General features: G+C 72.8%; 13 protein-coding genes. 3 read left to right on the forward strand and 10 right to left on the reverse strand.

Going from position 1 to position 15,997, the window contains the following annotated elements:
- The first annotated feature begins 2 nt into the window (after positions 1 to 2).
- A complete protein-coding gene (gene glsA, locus D4B81_RS13455; protein WP_122263107.1) occupies positions 3 to 941 on the forward strand; it encodes a glutaminase A in 939 nt (312 codons plus the stop codon).
- Between the two features lie 28 nt (positions 942 to 969).
- Here glsA and D4B81_RS13460 read toward each other — a convergent pair whose 3' ends face one another.
- From D4B81_RS13460 to D4B81_RS13490, 7 genes are read right to left on the reverse strand one after another with little or no spacing between them, the layout of a single operon-like run.
- The gene (locus D4B81_RS13460) at positions 970 to 1,368 is read right to left on the reverse strand and encodes an FKBP-type peptidyl-prolyl cis-trans isomerase (RefSeq protein WP_122263108.1); all 399 of its coding nucleotides are present in this window, start codon (positions 1,366 to 1,368) and stop codon (positions 970 to 972) included.
- 44 nt (positions 1,369 to 1,412) lie between these two features.
- A complete protein-coding gene (locus D4B81_RS13465; RefSeq protein WP_122263109.1) occupies positions 1,413 to 2,444 on the reverse strand; it encodes an FKBP-type peptidyl-prolyl cis-trans isomerase in 1,032 nt (343 codons plus the stop codon).
- 42 nt (positions 2,445 to 2,486) lie between these two features.
- A complete protein-coding gene (pafA, locus tag D4B81_RS13470; protein ID WP_097187632.1) occupies positions 2,487 to 3,893 on the reverse strand; it encodes a Pup--protein ligase in 1,407 nt (468 codons plus the stop codon).
- Positions 3,894 to 3,936: 43 nt separating this feature from the next.
- Positions 3,937 to 4,143, reverse strand: coding sequence for a ubiquitin-like protein Pup (locus D4B81_RS13475; protein WP_419866246.1), 207 nt, complete (start codon positions 4,141 to 4,143; stop codon positions 3,937 to 3,939).
- A gap of 7 nt (positions 4,144 to 4,150) precedes the next feature.
- Positions 4,151 to 5,692: a depupylase/deamidase Dop gene (gene dop / locus D4B81_RS13480; protein ID WP_122263111.1), complete on the reverse strand. Its 1,542-nt coding sequence runs from the start codon at positions 5,690 to 5,692 to the stop codon at positions 4,151 to 4,153.
- 9 nt (positions 5,693 to 5,701) lie between these two features.
- Positions 5,702 to 6,292 (reverse strand): TetR/AcrR family transcriptional regulator, encoded by a 591-nt coding sequence (locus D4B81_RS13485; RefSeq protein ID WP_122263112.1) that lies wholly within the window; start codon positions 6,290 to 6,292, stop codon positions 5,702 to 5,704.
- On the reverse strand, positions 6,289 to 8,328 hold the full coding sequence (locus D4B81_RS13490; protein WP_122263151.1) for an MFS transporter: 2,040 nt from the start codon (positions 8,326 to 8,328) through the stop codon (positions 6,289 to 6,291). The genes D4B81_RS13485 and D4B81_RS13490 overlap by 4 nt, the downstream gene beginning before the upstream one ends.
- A gap of 254 nt (positions 8,329 to 8,582) precedes the next feature.
- On the opposite strand from D4B81_RS13490, the gene D4B81_RS13495 reads away from it, so the two are divergent.
- A complete protein-coding gene (locus D4B81_RS13495) occupies positions 8,583 to 9,497 on the forward strand; it encodes a hypothetical protein (protein ID WP_237565996.1) in 915 nt (304 codons plus the stop codon).
- Positions 9,498 to 9,668: 171 nt separating this feature from the next.
- Here the strand turns inward: D4B81_RS13495 and arc are convergent, their stop codons facing one another.
- The gene (gene arc / locus D4B81_RS13500; protein ID WP_122263153.1) at positions 9,669 to 11,273 is read right to left on the reverse strand and encodes a proteasome ATPase; all 1,605 of its coding nucleotides are present in this window, start codon (positions 11,271 to 11,273) and stop codon (positions 9,669 to 9,671) included.
- A gap of 121 nt (positions 11,274 to 11,394) precedes the next feature.
- Between arc and D4B81_RS18180 the strand changes: the two genes are divergently transcribed.
- Entirely contained in the window at positions 11,395 to 11,883 is a 489-nt protein-coding gene (locus tag D4B81_RS18180; protein ID WP_161965161.1) for a pilus assembly protein N-terminal domain-containing protein, read from the forward strand.
- 39 nt (positions 11,884 to 11,922) lie between these two features.
- On the opposite strand, the gene D4B81_RS13510 is transcribed toward D4B81_RS18180, so the two are convergent.
- Both D4B81_RS13510 and D4B81_RS13515 read right to left on the reverse strand, forming a co-directional pair.
- On the reverse strand, positions 11,923 to 14,712 hold the full coding sequence (locus tag D4B81_RS13510) for a M36 family metallopeptidase (protein ID WP_202613696.1): 2,790 nt from the start codon (positions 14,710 to 14,712) through the stop codon (positions 11,923 to 11,925).
- 170 nt (positions 14,713 to 14,882) lie between these two features.
- Positions 14,883 to 15,989 (reverse strand): tRNA (adenine-N1)-methyltransferase, encoded by a 1,107-nt coding sequence (locus tag D4B81_RS13515; RefSeq protein ID WP_237565997.1) that lies wholly within the window; start codon positions 15,987 to 15,989, stop codon positions 14,883 to 14,885.
- Positions 15,990 to 15,997 lie beyond the last annotated feature (8 nt).

The raw sequence follows: 15,997 nt of genomic DNA on the forward strand, positions 1-15,997 counted from the left end.
GCATGCGCGACGGCGGCCTGACGGCATACCTGGAGGAGCTGCTGGAGCGGGTGCGGGGGGAGGACTCGGGCGAGCCGCACGAGCTGCCCGTCCTCGCGGAGGCGGACCCGGAGCGGATGGCGGTGGCCGTCGTCGACGTCGACGGGACGGTGTGGGCGGCCGGTGACGCGGAGCACCGGGTCCCGATCCAGTCGATGAGCAAGGCGGTGGTCTACGGCGTCGCGATCGACAGCTCGGGCATGGACGAGGTGCTCCGCCACATCGACGTCGAGCCCTCCGGTGACGCGTTCAACCGGATCAGCCTCGACGACGGCTCGAACCGGCCGGCCAACCCGATGATCAACGCCGGCGCGCTGACCGCGCACTCCCTCGTCGCCGGGCGCGACGCGGCCCACCGGCTCGAGCGCATCCGGGAGGTGCTCTCGGCGATGGCCGGGCGCGAGCTGGAGATCGACGAGGAGTGCTACCGCCAGGAGATCGCCGACGCCCACCGCAACCTCGGCATCGCCCACCTCGTCAAGGCGCTGTCCGAGCTGCCCGACGAGCCGCACGACGTCGTGGACGGCTACACCCGGCAGTGCGCCCTCTCCGTGAGCGTCGTCGAGCTGGCCCGGATCGCCGCGACGCTGGCCAACGACGGCGTCCTGCCGGGGACCGAGGACCGGGTGCTGAGCGCGAGAGCGACCCGGCACGTGCTCTCGGTGATGCTGACCTGCGGCATGTACGACTCCGCCGGCGACTGGGTCTCCTCCGTCGGCATCCCGGCCAAGAGCGGCATCAGCGGCGGGATCCTGGGTGCCGTCCCCGGGCGGGGCGGCATCGCGACCTACTCACCCCGCCTCGACGGACACGGCAACTCCTCGCGCGGCATCCTCGCCTTCGAGCACATGTCGCGCGACCTCGACCTCCACGCGCTGCGCCCCCGTCACCGGGACCGGTGACGGGGGCGCAGCGGGAGGCGGGCGCGGGTCAGCGCACGTCGACGAGGTCCACGACGAAGATCAGCGTCTCGCCACCCTTGATGGCGCCACCGGCGCCCCGGTCGCCGTAGCCCAGGTGCGGCGGGATGACGATCCTTCGGCGGCCGCCGACCTTCATCCCGAGCAGCCCCTGGTCCCAGCCCTGGATGACCTGGCCGACGCCGACCGTGAAGGTCAGCGGCTCGCCGCGGTTCCAGGAGGCGTCGAACTCCTCGCCGGTCGACCAGGCGACACCGACGTAGTGGGCCGAGATGGTCGCTCCGGCGGTGGCCTCGGCACCCTTGCCGACCTCGACGTCCTCGGTCACCAGCTCGCTGGGCGGGCTGTCACCGGGGAAGTCGATCTCCGGCTTGGCCTTCCTGACCTCGCCGAACGGGGACTCGCTCATGTCTCTCCTTGGGTATGTCGTGGGGCTGGCTCGGGCGGGCGCGCTCAGTAGGCGCCGAGGATGTCGACGACGAAGACGAGGGTCTCGCCGGCGAGCTCGTGGGCCGGCGGGGCGGTCGCGCCGTCGGTGTCCGCCGGGGCCTCGCCGTAGGCCTGGGCGGCGGGGATGACGAGAAGGACGCGCGAGCCGACGGTCTGACCGACCAGGCCCTCGTCCCAGCCGGGGATGACCCGGCCGACACCGATGGGGAACTCCGCCGGCTCGCCGCGGTCGTAGGAGTTGTCGAAGCCCTCGCCGTCGGAGAACTTCACGCCGGTGTAGTGGACCTTGACGGTCTGGCCGGCCTGCACCTCGGCGCCCTCGCCCCTGACCAGCACCTGGCTGACCAGCTCGGTCGGCTCCTCGGTGCCGTCGGGGACGGTGATCTGGGCCGCGGACGCGCCGTCGGCCTCCACCTCGGGCAGACCCTCCTCCGGCTCCACGGCCTCGCCGGTCGCGGAGGTGAGCGGCTCCCTGCTGGAGACGACCTCCATGTAGAAGACCAGGGTGTCGTCGGCCCCGACGCCCAGCTGCGGGTTGCCCGCGGCGCCGAAGGCGTCGGCGGCCGGGATCGCGAGCAGCAGGGTGTCGCCGGCGCTGCGGCCGGGCAGGGTCTCGAGGAAGGCCGGGAAGAGGTTCTCGTTGCTGAGGTCGAGCGTCACGGTCTCGTCGGCCTCGTAGGTCGACAGCAGCTGCTCACCGGTGGTGCCGTTGACGGCGAGGTATCGGGCCTGCACCTCGTGCCCCTGCGCCACCTCGTCACCGTCGCCCGCGGCGACGTCCTGGCTCTGGGTCTCCGACACCCGGAAGGGCAGGTCGCCCTCGGCGAAGGGCTCGTCGTTCCAGGTGATCTGGGGCGCGTCCCCCTCGGTGTCCACCGCCAGCTCGGCGAGGTCTCCGTCGGCGACGGCCGAGGTCACGGCGGCGTCGTCGCTCTGCGAGGCGGCGTCCCCGTCACCGCCCTCGGTGGCGCAGCCGGCGAGGAGGAGCAGCGGGGCGGCGGCCAGGGCGGCCAGCCAGGGTCGGGGTGAGCGCACGCGCGCATCCTTTGCTAGACGGTGGAGGACAACCTGCTCAGCCTAACCAACGGAACCTGGGCGTTCGGTGTGAGGCGCTGACCCGGCGCGGATCGAGGCGATCAGCTCCTCGACCCGGGCGTCCACGCTGACGAAGGGGTCCTTGCACACGACGGTGCGGCTGGCGGCGTCGTTGAGCTTGAGGTGCACCCAGTCGCAGGTGAAGTCGCGCCGGTGCTCCTGGGCGGCGCGGACGAAGTCGCCCCGCAGGCGGGCCCGGGTCTGCGGCGGCTCGTGCATGGCCCGGGCGACGCGGGCGTCGTCGACGAGGGTGCGTGCCCGACCGGCCCGCTGCAGGATCGGCACCAGGCCACGGCGCGGGTGGACGTCGTGCCAGGCGAGGTCGAGCTGCTGCAGACGCTCGTCGTGCGGTGCCAGACCGTGCCGGTCGGCGTAGGAGTCGAGCAGCGACTTCTTCATCACCCACTCGACCTCGGTGTCGACGAGCGCGAGGTTGTCCGTGTCGATGGCGTGCAGGGTGCGGTCCCACAGCTCCAGGACCTGGTCGTAGGGGGCGGTGTCCGCGATGCCCGCGCCGGCGGCATACCTGCTCGCGAGCTCGAGCAGCTCGCGCTGCATGTCGAGGGCGGTGATCGTGCCGCCGCGCTGGCGGGCCAGCGGGCGGCGGCCGGTCGGGTCGCGGCTGACGTCGCGGATCGCCTGGACGGGGTTGGCGAGGGCGAGGTCGGGCACGATGGTCCCGGCCTCGAGCATCCGCAGGACGAGGTCGGTGGTGCCGATCCGCAGCAGGGTCGTCGTCTGGCTCATCGTCGAGTCCCCGACGATGACGTGCAGGCGCCGGTAGCGCTCGGGGTCGGCGTGCGGCTCGTCGCGGGTGTTGATGATGGGCCGTGAGCGGGTGGTGGCCGAGGACAGGCCCTCCCACATGTGGTCGGCACGCTGGGAGACGAGGTAGGTGGCACGCTCCCCCACGACGTGCAGCCGTCCCGCTCCGCTGACGAGCTGCCGGGTGACGAGGAAGGGGACGAGGGTGTCCGTCACCCGCTCGAGGCGCCCGTCGCGGCGGATGAGGTAGTTCTCGTGCGAGCCGTAGGAGTTGCCCCGCGAGTCGACGTTGTTCTTCAGCACGTAGATGGTGGCGTCCATCCCCTCCTCGGCGAGGCGCTGCTCGGCGTCGTCGGCGAGGTCCTGGACGATGAGCTCGCCCGCCTTGTCGTGGGCGAGGACGTCGAGGAGGTCGACGCACTCGGCCGTGGCGTACTCCGGGTGCGAGCCGACGTCGAGGTAGAGCCGCGAGCCGTTGGACAGGAAGACGTTGCTCGACCGGCCCCACGCGACGACCTTGCGGAAGAGGTAGCGGGCCACCTCCTCCGGTGCCAGCCGCGGGCCCTCCCGGAAGGTCGCGTTGACCCCGAACTCGGTCTCGATCCCGATGATCCGCCGGTCCACCGCGCTCACCGCGGTCCGGGACGGCGGGCCCCCGGGCACCGGCTCACTGCCCACCCTTCTGCACGAAGTTGTGCACGAACTCCTGGGCGTTGGTCTCCAGCACCCCGTCGATCTCGTCGAGGAGGCTGTCCAGGGCGGCGTCGCGCTCGGCGTGCTGCGCCTGGGGAGCCGCCGGCGGCACCGCCGGCTCGGGCTCGGGGGCGGCGTCGTCGCGCCGTGAGGTGAACTTCTGCTGCTCGGACATGGGGATGCTCCTCTCAGACGTCCTCGCTCACCAGCTCGGTGAGCAAGGAGGCGGTGCGGGTATGCCGGTCGAGCAGGGCCGCGGTCTGCTCACGCGTGGCGGAGGTCGGCTCGGGCAGCTGGACCCGGCGCACGCGACCACGCTCGTCGAGCAGGACGACCGAGTCCCACGAGGCGGCGCGGACGTCCGTGCCGAAACGACGCACGACCTCGCCGCGGAACCAGGCGCGGGTGTCCGCCGGCGGCTCGGCGACCGCGGCGGCGATCGCCGCGTCGTCGACCAGACGCTCCAGCTGGCCCGCGGCGCGCAGCCGCAGCGCCAGCCCCCGTGCGGGGTCCAGGTCGTGCCACTGGATGTCCATCGCCTGCACCCGCGGGTCGTCCCACGCGGCGCCGGCCCGGTCGCGGAACCTCTCGAGGAGCGAGAGCTTGGCCACCCACTCGACCTGGGCGGCGCAGGAGGCGGGGTCGACGCGCAGGGCGTCGAGGACCGTGCGCCACCGCCCCAGGACGAGGCGGGTCTCCTCGTCGAGGACCCACCCCTCGTGACCACCGACGGCGGCCTCCTCGACCGCCTCGAGGTGGGCCTCGAGCAGGTCGAGCCCGGTCAGGTGCCGTCCGTCGAGGGTCTCGACCGTCGCGCGCAGGGTCGGGTCGTGGGAGATGACCTGCGCCGCCGCCACCGGGGCGCGCAGCGTGACGTCGGGGACCGCCCCGGGGTCTGTCTCCAGGAGACGGAGGACGGCGCTGAGCGAGCCGACGGCGAGGAGGGTCGTCACGTCGGCCATCGTGGCGTCGCCCACGATGACGTGCAGCCGGCGCCACAGGTGCGGGGTCGCGTGCGGCTCGTCCCGGGTGTTGATGATCGGGCGGCGCAGCGTGGTCTCCAGCCCCACCTCGGCCTCGAGGTAGTCGGCGCGCTGGCTCAGCTGGAAGCCGGGTCGCTCGCTCGTCTGCCCCAGCCCCACCCGGCCGGCGCCGGCGATGACGGGTCGGGCCACGAGGAAGGGGATCAGGTCGCGGGCGATCCGTTCGAACGGCACGGTGCGCGGGACGAGGTAGTTCTCGTGGGTCCCGTAGGAGGCGCCCTTGCCGTCGACGTTGTTCTTGTAGAGCCGCACCTGCTGCCCGCGCCCGGCCAGCGTCCGCGCCGCGGCGAGCGCCACCTGCTCGCCGGCGCGGTCGTAGCGCACCGCCTCGGTGGGCGAGGTGACCTCGGGTGAGGAGTACTCGGGGTGGGCGTGGTCGACGTAGAACCGCGCGCCGTTGGCCAGCACGGTGTTGGCGATCGTCGGGTCCTCGACGTCGGTGAGCTGGGAGCGGTCGGCGAGCGCGCGGGCCATCTCGTAGCCGCGGGCGTCCCGCAGCGGCGTCTCGTCGGCGTAGTCCCAGCCGGAGCCGGTGGGCAGGGCGGCGCCCGCGTGCGCGCCCGCGGCGTAGGCCTGCACGACCTGGCCCGAGAGGAGCATGGGGGTGAGGGGCCGTCCCTGGGCGTCGACCTGGTCGCTGGTGATCCCCAGCTCGGTCTCGATCCCCATCACGCGACGGACGGTCATGGGGCCACCCTACGGTCCCTTCCCGACGGCGGTCCCGCCGTCCGCCCCGGTCGCCCGGGGCACGTCCAGACGGTCGAGGACGGCCTGGACGAGGGCGCCGTACTCGCGGACCACGGCGTCCTCGAGCCCCTCGTCGTCGGCACCCTCGAGGAGGCCGAAGGTGCGCACGCCGGCCGCCAGGCCGATCATCAGGCAGGCCAGCTGCTCGACGTGCCGCCGGTCCTCACCCTCGGACGGGAAGCGGCCGAGGAAGCGCTGCCGGAAGTCGGCGAGCGCGGTCTCCCGGTCCGGCGCCTGCGGGAAGAGGTAGAGGGCGCGCAGCCACGGCTCGGCGGCCTCCTCGTCGCGGCGGGTCAGCATCCGGCGGACCAGGAGCTCACCCATGCCCTCCAGCGGGGTGTCGGGGAGCAGCGGCGCGGGCTCGGCGGGCCGGGCGAGGGCGTGCAGCTGCTCCTTGGAGCCGGCGATCTTCATCACCATCGCCGGTGAGACCCCCGCGACCCCCGCCACCTCACGGATGGTGACCGACGCATACCCCCTCTCGCCGAAGAGCCGACGTGCCGAGCGCAGCACCCGTTCGCGGGTCTCGGTGGCGCTCACGGCTCGCGCACCGCCACCGGGGTGAGGTCCGCGCGCTCCGCCGGGCGGGGGACCCCGGTGATCAGGTCCACGTCCAGGCTGGCCGACGTGCTGTGCACGGTGAGCGCGCGGGAGCGGGTCCGGCCGGTCCCGTGGTCGACGGCGGTGAGGACGTAGCGGCCCGGAGGTGGCAGACCCAGCTCGTAGTAGCCGTCGGGGTCGGCTGTCGTCGTCCCCGCGTACTCGCCCGAGTGTCGGATGAGCGAGAGCATCACCCCGCCCAGCGGGCGGCCGGCGTCGGTGACGTGGCCGCTGAGGAGCAGTCGTCGGGTCATCGTGACGTCCTCGGCCTCCCCCGCGTCGAGGTCCACCAGCTCCGACTGCGGCGCCCAGCCCTCGGCGGAGACGACGAGCAGGTAGCTGCCTCCCTCCGGCAGGGCGAGGACGTAGCGGCCGTCGTTGTCGGTGCGGCCCCAGTCGACGTGCCGACCGTCGGGGTGGAGCACGGTGGCGACGGCCTGGCGCAGCGGCCTCCCGGCCGGGCCGACCACCCGGCCCCGCACGAGCACCTCGGGCCGTTCCCCGTCGGCCTTGACGTGCACCCGCTCACCCGTCGGGACGGCGCCGGCCGGTTCCAGGCTCTCGTCGAGCCGCACCGGTCGGCGGATGAACGCGGCGATGAGGGCGCCACCGAGCGCGGCTGCGGTCCCCGCCCAGAACACCAGCTGGTATGCCGCGAACGTCGGCGCCATCTCCCCGCTGCTCGTCCGGATCATCGAGGCGGCGAAGACCGCCGCCACGAGCGCCGACGCGGACGAGGTGCCGATGGAGCGCAGCAGGGTGTTGAGGCCGTTGGCCGAGGCCGTCTCGGTGATCGGCACGGCGCGCATGATGAGGGTCGGCATGGCCGCGAAGGCCAGGGCGGTGCCGAGGGAGGCGATGCCCGAGGTGACCATCACCTCCACCACCGAGCCGTGCAGCAGCGCGCGTGTGACGAAGCCGACCGCCATGGCGAGCGCCCCGCCGATGAGCACCGCGCGCGGCCCGTAGCGCCGGATGAGGCCCGCCGACAGGGGCGACATCGCGACCATGAGGATCCCCGCCGGGAGCAGCGCGAGTCCCGTGGCCACGACCGAGAGGTCGAACCCGTAGCCGGTCTCCAGGGGCATCTGGACCTGCTGGGCCGAGGTGAGGAAGTTGGCGAACATCGCGAACCCGACCAGCACGGACGCCGCGTTCGTCAGCAGCACGGTGCGCCGCATCGAGGTGCGGATGTCGACGAGCGGCTGCCCGGTCCGCAGCTCCCAGGGCACCCAGGCCGCCAGCACCAGGCCGGCGGTGACGAGAAGGGTGAGCGTGAGCGGGGAGCTCCAGCCCCACGATCCGGCCTTGCTCACCGCCAGGAGGAAGCAGGTCAGCGCGACCGAGAGGAGCACCGCGCCGAGGAAGTCGAACCGCCCCCGGGTGCGGACGGTCGACTCGGGCACCACCCGGTGCACGGCGACGAGCATGACGACCGCGAACCCGCCGGAGACGTAGAAGAGTGCGTGCCAGTCGAGGCTCTGGTAGATCACGCCCGCCAGCGGCATACCCACCGCGCCCCCGATGCCGAGCGTCGCGGACATCAGCGCGACGCCGGAGCCGACCTTGTCGGCGGGCAGGTGGTCGCGCATGATGCTGATGCCGACGGGCACGAGACAGGCGCCCAGGCCCGCGAGACCGCGGCCGAGGATGACCATCCCGAGGCTGGTGGACAGCGCGCCGATGAGCGACCCGACGATGACCGCCCACATGCAGACGAGCATCATCAGGCGCTTGCCGAACATGTCCGCGAGCCGCGACACGATCGGAGTGCCGACGGCGGCCGTCAGGAGGGTGATGGTCACCAGCCAGGAGGCGTTGTCGCTGGTGGTCCCCAGGATCTCGGGGAAGTCGGGGAGCAGCGGCAGGACGAGCGTCTGCTGCAGCGAGACCAGGGTCCCGCACAGGCCGAGGACGGCGATGATCGCGCCGGTGGACGGGCCGGGACGGGCCGTCTCGGCCTCCAGTGAACGCATGTTCACCAGTCTACGTGCCCGCCGCAGGTCGACCGACCGTCATCTCGTGCGCCGCCCTCCCCTGTGCACCGGCCACTCACCTGCGTGACGCCTGCCCGTCGGTCCGCCGATCGCCGCGCACCGGCCACTCACCTGCGTGACCCACGCCCGTCGGTCCGCCGATCGCCGCGCACCGGCCACTCACCGGGGGGCGCCGAGACCTGCCTGTGGACAAGCGCCAACGCGACCACCGCGGTCGCGGCACGCTTGCGCGGGTGACCTTCGATCCTCGTCAGCCGTTCCTGCTCGGGTCCGCGACCCGGGCCGGGCTGCCACGGCGTGCCGTGAAGTCCTCGACGTACCGGCGGGTGCTGCCCGGCGTCTACGTCGATGCCCGGGTGAAGGTCGACGGACGGGTCGAGGCGCTGGCCGCCCTGCTGCTCGCGGGTGCGGACGCATTCATCTCGCACCACCAGGCGGCCAGGCTCTACGGGGCTGTCGTCCCGGACACGGTGGTCATGCACGCGAGCATCCCCGGGAACCGCCACCGCTCGCGACGACCCGAGCTGACGGTGCACCGGTCGGCGCGGGTGCCGACGCGGTTTCGCGGTGTGCCGGTGACGACGCCCGAGGACACGTTCCTCGACCTGGCCGGCCACCTGACCCTGGTGGACCTGGTCGTGCTGGGCGACTCGCTCGTCCGCCGGGGGCGCACCACCCCGGACCGGCTGGTGGCCGCAACCGAGTCTGCCGGCCCACGACTCCGCCGTGCGACGCTCCGCGCCGCCCGGCTGGTGAGGCACGGCGTGGACTCCGCGATGGAGACGCGCTCCCGGTTGCTCGTCGTGCTGGCCGGCCTGCCGGAGCCGGAGGTCAACGTGTGCTTCTGGTCCCCCGACGGCCAGCTGCGGCGTCGGCTCGACCTGGCCTACCGGGCGGTGCGGCTGGCCCTCGAGTACGACGGTCGGCAGCACGCCCTTTCCCGGGCGCAGTGGGAGTCCGACGTCGCGCGCAGGGAGGAGTTCGACGCGGAGGACTGGCGCATCATGGTGCTCCTGGCCAAGGACATCTACCGCACCCCGGCCCGCACCCTCGACCGGCTGGTCGCCGCGATGCGCAAGGCCGGGATGGAGGTCCCGCCGCTGTCCGACGAGTGGCGTAGGCACTTCCCCGGCCATGCAGCGGCGTGACCCCTGCACGCGAGACCGGTCCGCGGGGCGCAGGGACCACCCACGTGAGTGCCCGGTGCACGCCATACCGACCAGGCCCGCACCCCGGCCACCCACGTGAGTGGCCGGTGCACGCCATACCGACCTGACCCGCACCCAGGCCACCCACGTGAGTGGCTCCTGCACGCACCGTCAGAGGAAGGGGCCGTGCGCCCCCTGCTCGACCGAGCGACCCGGGTGGGTCCCCGTGCTGTCGCCGACCAGGGTGCGGATGTAGACGATCCGCTCACCCTTCTTGCCGGACACCCTCGCCCAGTCGTCGGGGTTGGTGGTGTTGGGCAGGTCCTCGTTCTCCCGGAACTCGTCGAGGTAGGCCTGGTCGAGGTGCCGCTGGCGCAGTCCCTCGTCGCCGCTGAGGAGCAGGTCCTTGATGGCGAGCTTCTTGGCCCGGTCCACGATGTTGCGCACCATCGCCCCGGACGCGAAGTCCTTGAAGTACAGGACCTCCCTGTCCCCGCCGGCGTAGGTCACCTCGAGGAACGCGTTCTCCGGCGACACGGCATACATCCCCCCGACGGTGACGTCGATGAACGCCGCGACCGTGGTTGTGCGGTCGCCCCCGTGGGCTGCGACCTCGTCCGGGTGCAGCGGCACGTCGGTGGTCAGGTACTTCGCGAAGATGTCCCGCGCACCTGCGGCGTCGGGCCGCTCGATCTTGATCTTCACGTCGAGCCGGCCGGGGCGCAGGATCGCCGGGTCGATCATGTCCTCACGGTTGGAGGCACCGATGACGATGACGTTGTCGAGACGCTCGACGCCGTCGATCTCGGCCAGCAGCTGCGGCACGATCGTCGTCTCGACGTCGGAGGACACCCCGGACCCGCGGGTGCGGAAGAGCGACTCCATCTCGTCGAAGAAGACGACGACGGGGCGGCCGTCCGCCGACTTCTCCCGCGCGCGCTGGAAGATCAGCCGGATGTGCCGCTCGGTCTCGCCGACGTACTTGTTGAGCAGCTCCGGGCCCTTGATGTTGAGGAAGTACGACGCCGTGCTCTCCTCGGCCGGCGCGCCCCTCAGCAGGGCCGTCTGCCGTGCGAGGGAGGCAGCGACCGCCTTGGCGATGAGCGTCTTGCCGCACCCGGGCGGCCCGTAGAGCAGCACCCCCTTCGGCGGGCGCAGCTGGTGCGCGGCGTAGAGGTCCTGGTGCAGGAACGGGAGCTCGACGGCGTCGCGGATCTGCTCGATCTGCCCGGTCAGCCCGCCGATGTCGTCGTAGGAGATGTCCGGCACCTCCTCCAGCACCAGCTCCATCACCTCCGGCCGCGGCACCCGCTCGGTGACGAAGCCGGTCCGGGGGTCCATCAGGAGGGCGTCGCCCAGGCGCACCGGTTCCTCCGCGAGGGAACCCGCCCGACGACACACCCGCTCGTCCTCACCGCGGACGATGACGACGACCCGGTCCTCGCCCAGCAGCTCCTTGCAGGTGACGACCTCCCCGGACCGTTCGTACCCCGCCACCGCCACGACCGCCTGGGCCTCGTTGAGGAGCACCTCGCGCCCCGGTCGCAGCTCGTCGGTCGACAGCTCGGAGGAGACCCCGGTGCGCACCCGACGGCCTGCCACCGACACGTCCACGGTGCCGTCCCCCACGAGTCCGAGCACCAGGCCGAACGTCAGGGGCGGCGAGGCCAGGGCGTCGAGGTCCTCGCGCAGCCCGGAGATCTGGGTGCGCGCGGCCCGCAGGGTGTCCGCGAGCTGGTCGTTGCGCGCCGTCAGCTCTCCCAGCCGCGCGGTCATCGTCCGCACCTGCTGCTCGAGATTGCGCTCGCGGAACGACGGGCCCCCCGGGCCGGGGGTGCGGTCGGACGTCGGCTGGGTCAACGGACCTCCTGGAGGTGGTCGGGCTAGATTCCACAGTATGAGACGCCGCCTCCCCCCGCGCGGACCGGGTCGCCGGGCGCGTGCCGCACCCGCCGGCCTCACCCTCGTCCTCCTGCTCACCGGGTGCGGCGAGTCGGTCGACGAGGGGTCAGCCCCCACGTCCGCCGCGCCCCCGTCCGTCACCCCCGGCGGGTCGGCGACGACAAGCCCCCCGACGAGCACAGGAGCAGGGATGACCGAGCACGGCGCCGGAGACGTCCTCACCCCCGCGGACACGGGCTCGACGCTGCGCCTGTCCCCCGGTGAGGAGGCGACCCTGCGGCTCGAACCACCGCTGCAGGAGGTCGCCCCGACCGCGGCCGACCCCGGGGTGGTGGAGCTCGTGCCGGTGGACCACCTCGTCGACCCCGGGTATGCCGAGTACCAGCTCCTCGCGCACGCGGCGGGCACGACGACGGTCACGGTCGCCGGGACGGACGACCACCCCGAGGACATGGTCCTCGAGGTGGTCGTCGACGGCGGCTGACGCTCCGGCGGGCGGTTCACCCGCCGGAGCGCCGGTGGCTCACTCCTCGAACCTGAAGTCCGCGCGGTGCTGGGTGCCGTCGTCCAGCGTGATGATCAGCTGGCGGCAGGTGCCGCCCCACGCCTCATCCGTCTTCCAGTTGTACTGGTAGCGCTCCTGCCGGGCGTTGTAGGTCAACGCCCGCTGGCCGGTGGTCTCGGTCGGCACGCTGACCGCGAACTGCAGCGGCTCGCGGGTCTCGCAGCTGATCTGCTGGCTCATCGGCGAGTGCGCGTCGCGAAGCACGTCGAGCCCGAGGTCGCCGCCCAGGTTGAACTGGACAGGTGCGGCGTCACCCGCGTCCACCACGTTGAGCGCGTCGTTCGAGTACTTCGCCCCGACGAGACCGGCACCCGGCGCGTCGCAGGTAGGAGGCACGTCGAAGGCCTCGGTGTTGTCGTCGCGGTTGGTCGTGCCCTGCACCGCGCTGTAGCCCAGGCCACGACGGGCGAAGGTCGACCAGATCACGCAGCTGTCCGTCCCGCCGAGCGCGGCGTCGGCGGCCAGGATGCCGTTGCGGCCGGCCACGAAGCCCGGCCCGCAGCCCTGGAGCTTCAGACCGTCCATGACGTACTGCATGGCCCGGGTGTTGCCGGCCTCGTCCCACTCCGCGTAGAGGTCGTCGGTGAAGCCGTGGCGGTCCATGAGGTTCCAGTTGAGGTCCCACAGCACCGAGGCCCACGCGTGGCCGATCCCGTGCGGCGCCGCCAGGGAGCCGCCGGTGATCCAGCTGTTGCTCTTGATCCGGTCGTAGGTGAACGGCTGGATCGCCATGTTGCGCGAGTACGGCGCCGGCCGGATGCCGGCCCCGCCGCGGTCCGGCTGGAAGAGGGCGTAGGGGCCCATGCCGCGGGCCTGCTCCGGGTCGTCCAGCGCCGGGTCGAGCAGCATCGTGATCGCGAGGTAGTCGCTCCAGCCCTCGCCCATCTGCTCGTTCCCGCTCAGGCAGTTGATGTTGAGGCCGCCCGTCAGGCGGTTGGAGACGCCGTGGCCGTACTCGTGGATGATGATGCCGTTCTCGAGGTCCCCGTCGCGGATACCGGGGTGCGAGGACATCTTGTGCACCGACGCCGAGGTGGCGCCGGCGGACACCTGGGCGCGGATGGCCTCGCCGTCGGCGGTGCTGACCGAGATGGCCGGTATGCCGACCGCCGGGTCCATGCTGCCGGACAGGATCGGTGCGGCCTGGGTGGCGTCGTTGTGGCTGATCACCACCGCGACAGCACCGCCGGCCTCCGCGTTGCTGACCTGGGTGTGCGGCGAGCACGCGGTGGTCCTCGCGGTGATCACGATGGCACCCGGCGCCGCGAACGGCACGCAGGCGTCGTCGACGACGACCGCCACCCCGGGGAAGCCCGCGTTGGTCGGGGCCGGGGTGAAGCGGGCGTAGTTGGCGCCGTAGGTGACGGCGTCGGAGCCCGTGCCCAGGGTCAGCCCGCTCTGCGGGCCGAACTGGTTCCCGGGCCACAGGTACATCTGCATCCGGGGGCGACCACCGTCGGCGGCCGGGGTGGAGAAGTTGGCGTTGTTGGTGCCACCGCCGTCTGCCGCCTCCGCACGGACGTCGTCGCCGCCCGTGCCCTTAGTGGTGTAGTTCTTGACCTGGAAGTTGCCGGATGCCTCGTCGAAGCCGTAGCGGTAGAGCACGTCGTGGATGACGTTGTTCGCGTAGAAGAGGTTCGTGACCGCTGCTGCCCGGTAGGTCTGGGCGTGCTCGCTCAGGTCCATCGGGAAGTCGAAGTCCAGCCCCGCGCCGCCGTCCGGCTCGCTGCCCGGGTCAGGGACGTTGTTGGCGTCCTGGTCGGTGTAGGCGTGCACGTTGTTGCCGCGCGTGGTGGTGTGCTCCGGGCCGGGCTCCCCGTCGGTGTCGTGCCAGCCGAAGGGCGAGGCGACCTGGTCGGCGGGCTGCGTCACCAGCTCGCGGTCGCCGTCGTTCGGGCTCTCCTTGGGGAACGCCAGGACGCGGTAGCTCGATCCGTCCGCGACCGGGACGGGGGACCCCGGCAGCGCGCCGGTGGCCGCCGCCGCGGGTGCGCCCGCAAACTGCTGGGGCGAGCGTGCCAGGCCGGTGAGGTGGCCCTCGCCGTGATGGTCGGTCCAGTCCTCGGTGGTGAGGGTCTCACCGGTCTGGGCGTCGACCATGACCTGCCAGAGGTGGTCGGACCCGGCCTCGTCGATCACCAGCTCCCAGGCCAGTCGGAGCCCGTCGTCGGTCATCTGCCAGACGAGCCGGGCCGGTATCTCCTCGTCGGCGATCCCAGCGGCGGAGACCGTCGTCTCCTGCTCGGCACCGGTGGCCTTCTCCAGCACCTGGGGTCGCTCAGCCTCCAGGTCCAGGTCGGAGGCGGCGCTCGACACGGCCTCGGCCGCGTCCAGGGACGCCTTACCGGTCGCCTCGCGCAGGTTGGGCACGAGCGACTCGGCCACGTGCAGGACGACGCCGTCCTTCGTCACGCTGACCGTGGCCACCCCGCCGTAGACCTGGCGGCCCGCATAGTGCTGGACGAGGTTGACGTAGGTCACGCCGTTGTGGTCGGACGTGTGCTGGGACAGCACCTGCAGGTCCGCGAGGTCCGCCGCCGAGACGCCGTACTCGGAGGCCTTGAGCCGGAGCACGTCGCGGGCGATGTCCTCGGCCGCGGCCGAGCTCGGCTCGGTGAGGAAGAAGGCGGTGCCCGCGGCGGGTGCCGCCGCGGGTTCCTCGGGGACGGCGACCGCACCACCGGGGATCATCAGCGTGAGGGAGAGGGGGATGCCGAGGCCGGCGGCCAGCAGCGGGGTAGAACGCATCGGAGCTCCTTTGCCCGTCGAAAAAGACGGACGCGCCGCACCCCCTCGATCTCGTGGTCCGACCCTGGTGGGTCGGACCGAGTGCGACGCCTCCGTCCGGTGAGATCAACCTACGTCCGACCCCGGTCAAGGGGGGGTCAGCGCACGGTCAGGATCTCCTCAGGAGATGGTCAAGGAATCCCCTCGTCGCCCGCGGCTCCCGGGGCCTCGGTCTCCTGGGCGTCGGTGGTCGCCCGGGCGTCGGCGGTCGCTCCCGGGTCCTCGGTCGCCCGGGCGTCGGCGGTCGCCCGGGCGTCACGGGCGGTGCGCCGCACCCGCTTGGCCGACACCGCCCGCTCGCCGAGCTCCTCGGCGCTCCACTCCCCCTCGTCGTGAGGGACGTAGTCCTCCCCGTAGGCGCCCTTGGCCGGTCGCCGCTTGAGCAGCGGCGCGGCGGTGCCGGGGGCCAGGCTCCGCACCGTGAGGAGGAACCCGGTGTGACCGTGCATGCGGTGCTGAGGTCGCACGGCCAGTCCCTCGAGGTGCCAGCCCCGCACCAGCGACTCCCACGCCTGCGGCTCGGTCCAGCCGCCGTGGGTGCGTGCGGTCTCGGCCACCCGCGAGAGCTGGGTCGCGGTGGCGACGTAGCAGATCAGCACCCCGCCGGGGGCGAGGGCCTCGTGCACGACGTCGAGGCACTCCCAGGGCGCCAGCATGTCGAGCACGACCCGGTCCACCGACCCGGGCGCGACGCTGCCGGGCAGCGCCTCGACGAGGTCGCCCACGGTCACGGACCAGGCCGGGTGGTCGCGGCCGAAGAAGGCGCGGGCGTTGGCCCGGGCGATCTCGGCGAAGTCCTCGCGACGCTCGAAGCTGAGGAGGCGGCCGGAGTCCCCCACCGCACGGAGCAGGGACAGCGAGAGCGCCCCCGATCCGACGCCCGCCTCGACGACCGTCGCACCGGGGTAGATGTCCGCGTAGGTGACGATCTGACCGGCGTCCTTGGGGTAGACCACCTGCGCGCCGCGCGGCATCGAGAGCACGTAGTCGGAGAGCAGCGGCCGCAGGGCGAGGTAGTCCGCCCCGGAGCTGTGCCGCACGACGCTCCCGTCGGGTGCGCCGATGAGGTCGTCGTGACGGACGTGGCCGCGGTGGGTGTGGAAGGTGGCGCCCGGCTCCAGGGTGATGGTGTGCAGCCGGCCCTTCGGGTCGGTGAGCTGCACCCGGTCCCCGGCACGGAAGGGACCGCGCCGCAGGTCGGCGCCGGTCGCGGGGTGGGCGTCGTCGGGGTCGGTCACCGGGTCAT

The sequence above is a fragment of the Ornithinimicrobium cerasi genome, from assembly GCF_003702705.1.
GTDB lineage: Bacteria > Actinomycetota > Actinomycetes > Actinomycetales > Dermatophilaceae > Ornithinicoccus > Ornithinicoccus cerasi.

Bases quoted from the DNA above. Each gene is read 5' to 3' on its own strand.
- D4B81_RS13510 (WP_202613696.1), bottom strand. From the start codon at position 14,712: ATGCGTTCTACCCCGCTGCTGGCCGCCGGCCTCGGCATCCCCCTCTCC.
- D4B81_RS18180 (WP_161965161.1), top strand. From the start codon at position 11,395: ATGAGACGCCGCCTCCCCCCGCGCGGACCGGGTCGCCGGGCGCGTGCC.
- glsA (WP_122263107.1), top strand. From the start codon at position 3: ATGCGCGACGGCGGCCTGACGGCATACCTGGAGGAGCTGCTGGAGCGG.
- D4B81_RS13460 (WP_122263108.1), bottom strand. From the start codon at position 1,368: ATGAGCGAGTCCCCGTTCGGCGAGGTCAGGAAGGCCAAGCCGGAGATC.
- dop (WP_122263111.1), bottom strand. From the start codon at position 5,692: ATGACCGTCCGTCGCGTGATGGGGATCGAGACCGAGCTGGGGATCACC.
- D4B81_RS13490 (WP_122263151.1), bottom strand. From the start codon at position 8,328: ATGCGTTCACTGGAGGCCGAGACGGCCCGTCCCGGCCCGTCCACCGGC.
- arc (WP_122263153.1), bottom strand. From the start codon at position 11,273: ATGACCGCGCGGCTGGGAGAGCTGACGGCGCGCAACGACCAGCTCGCG.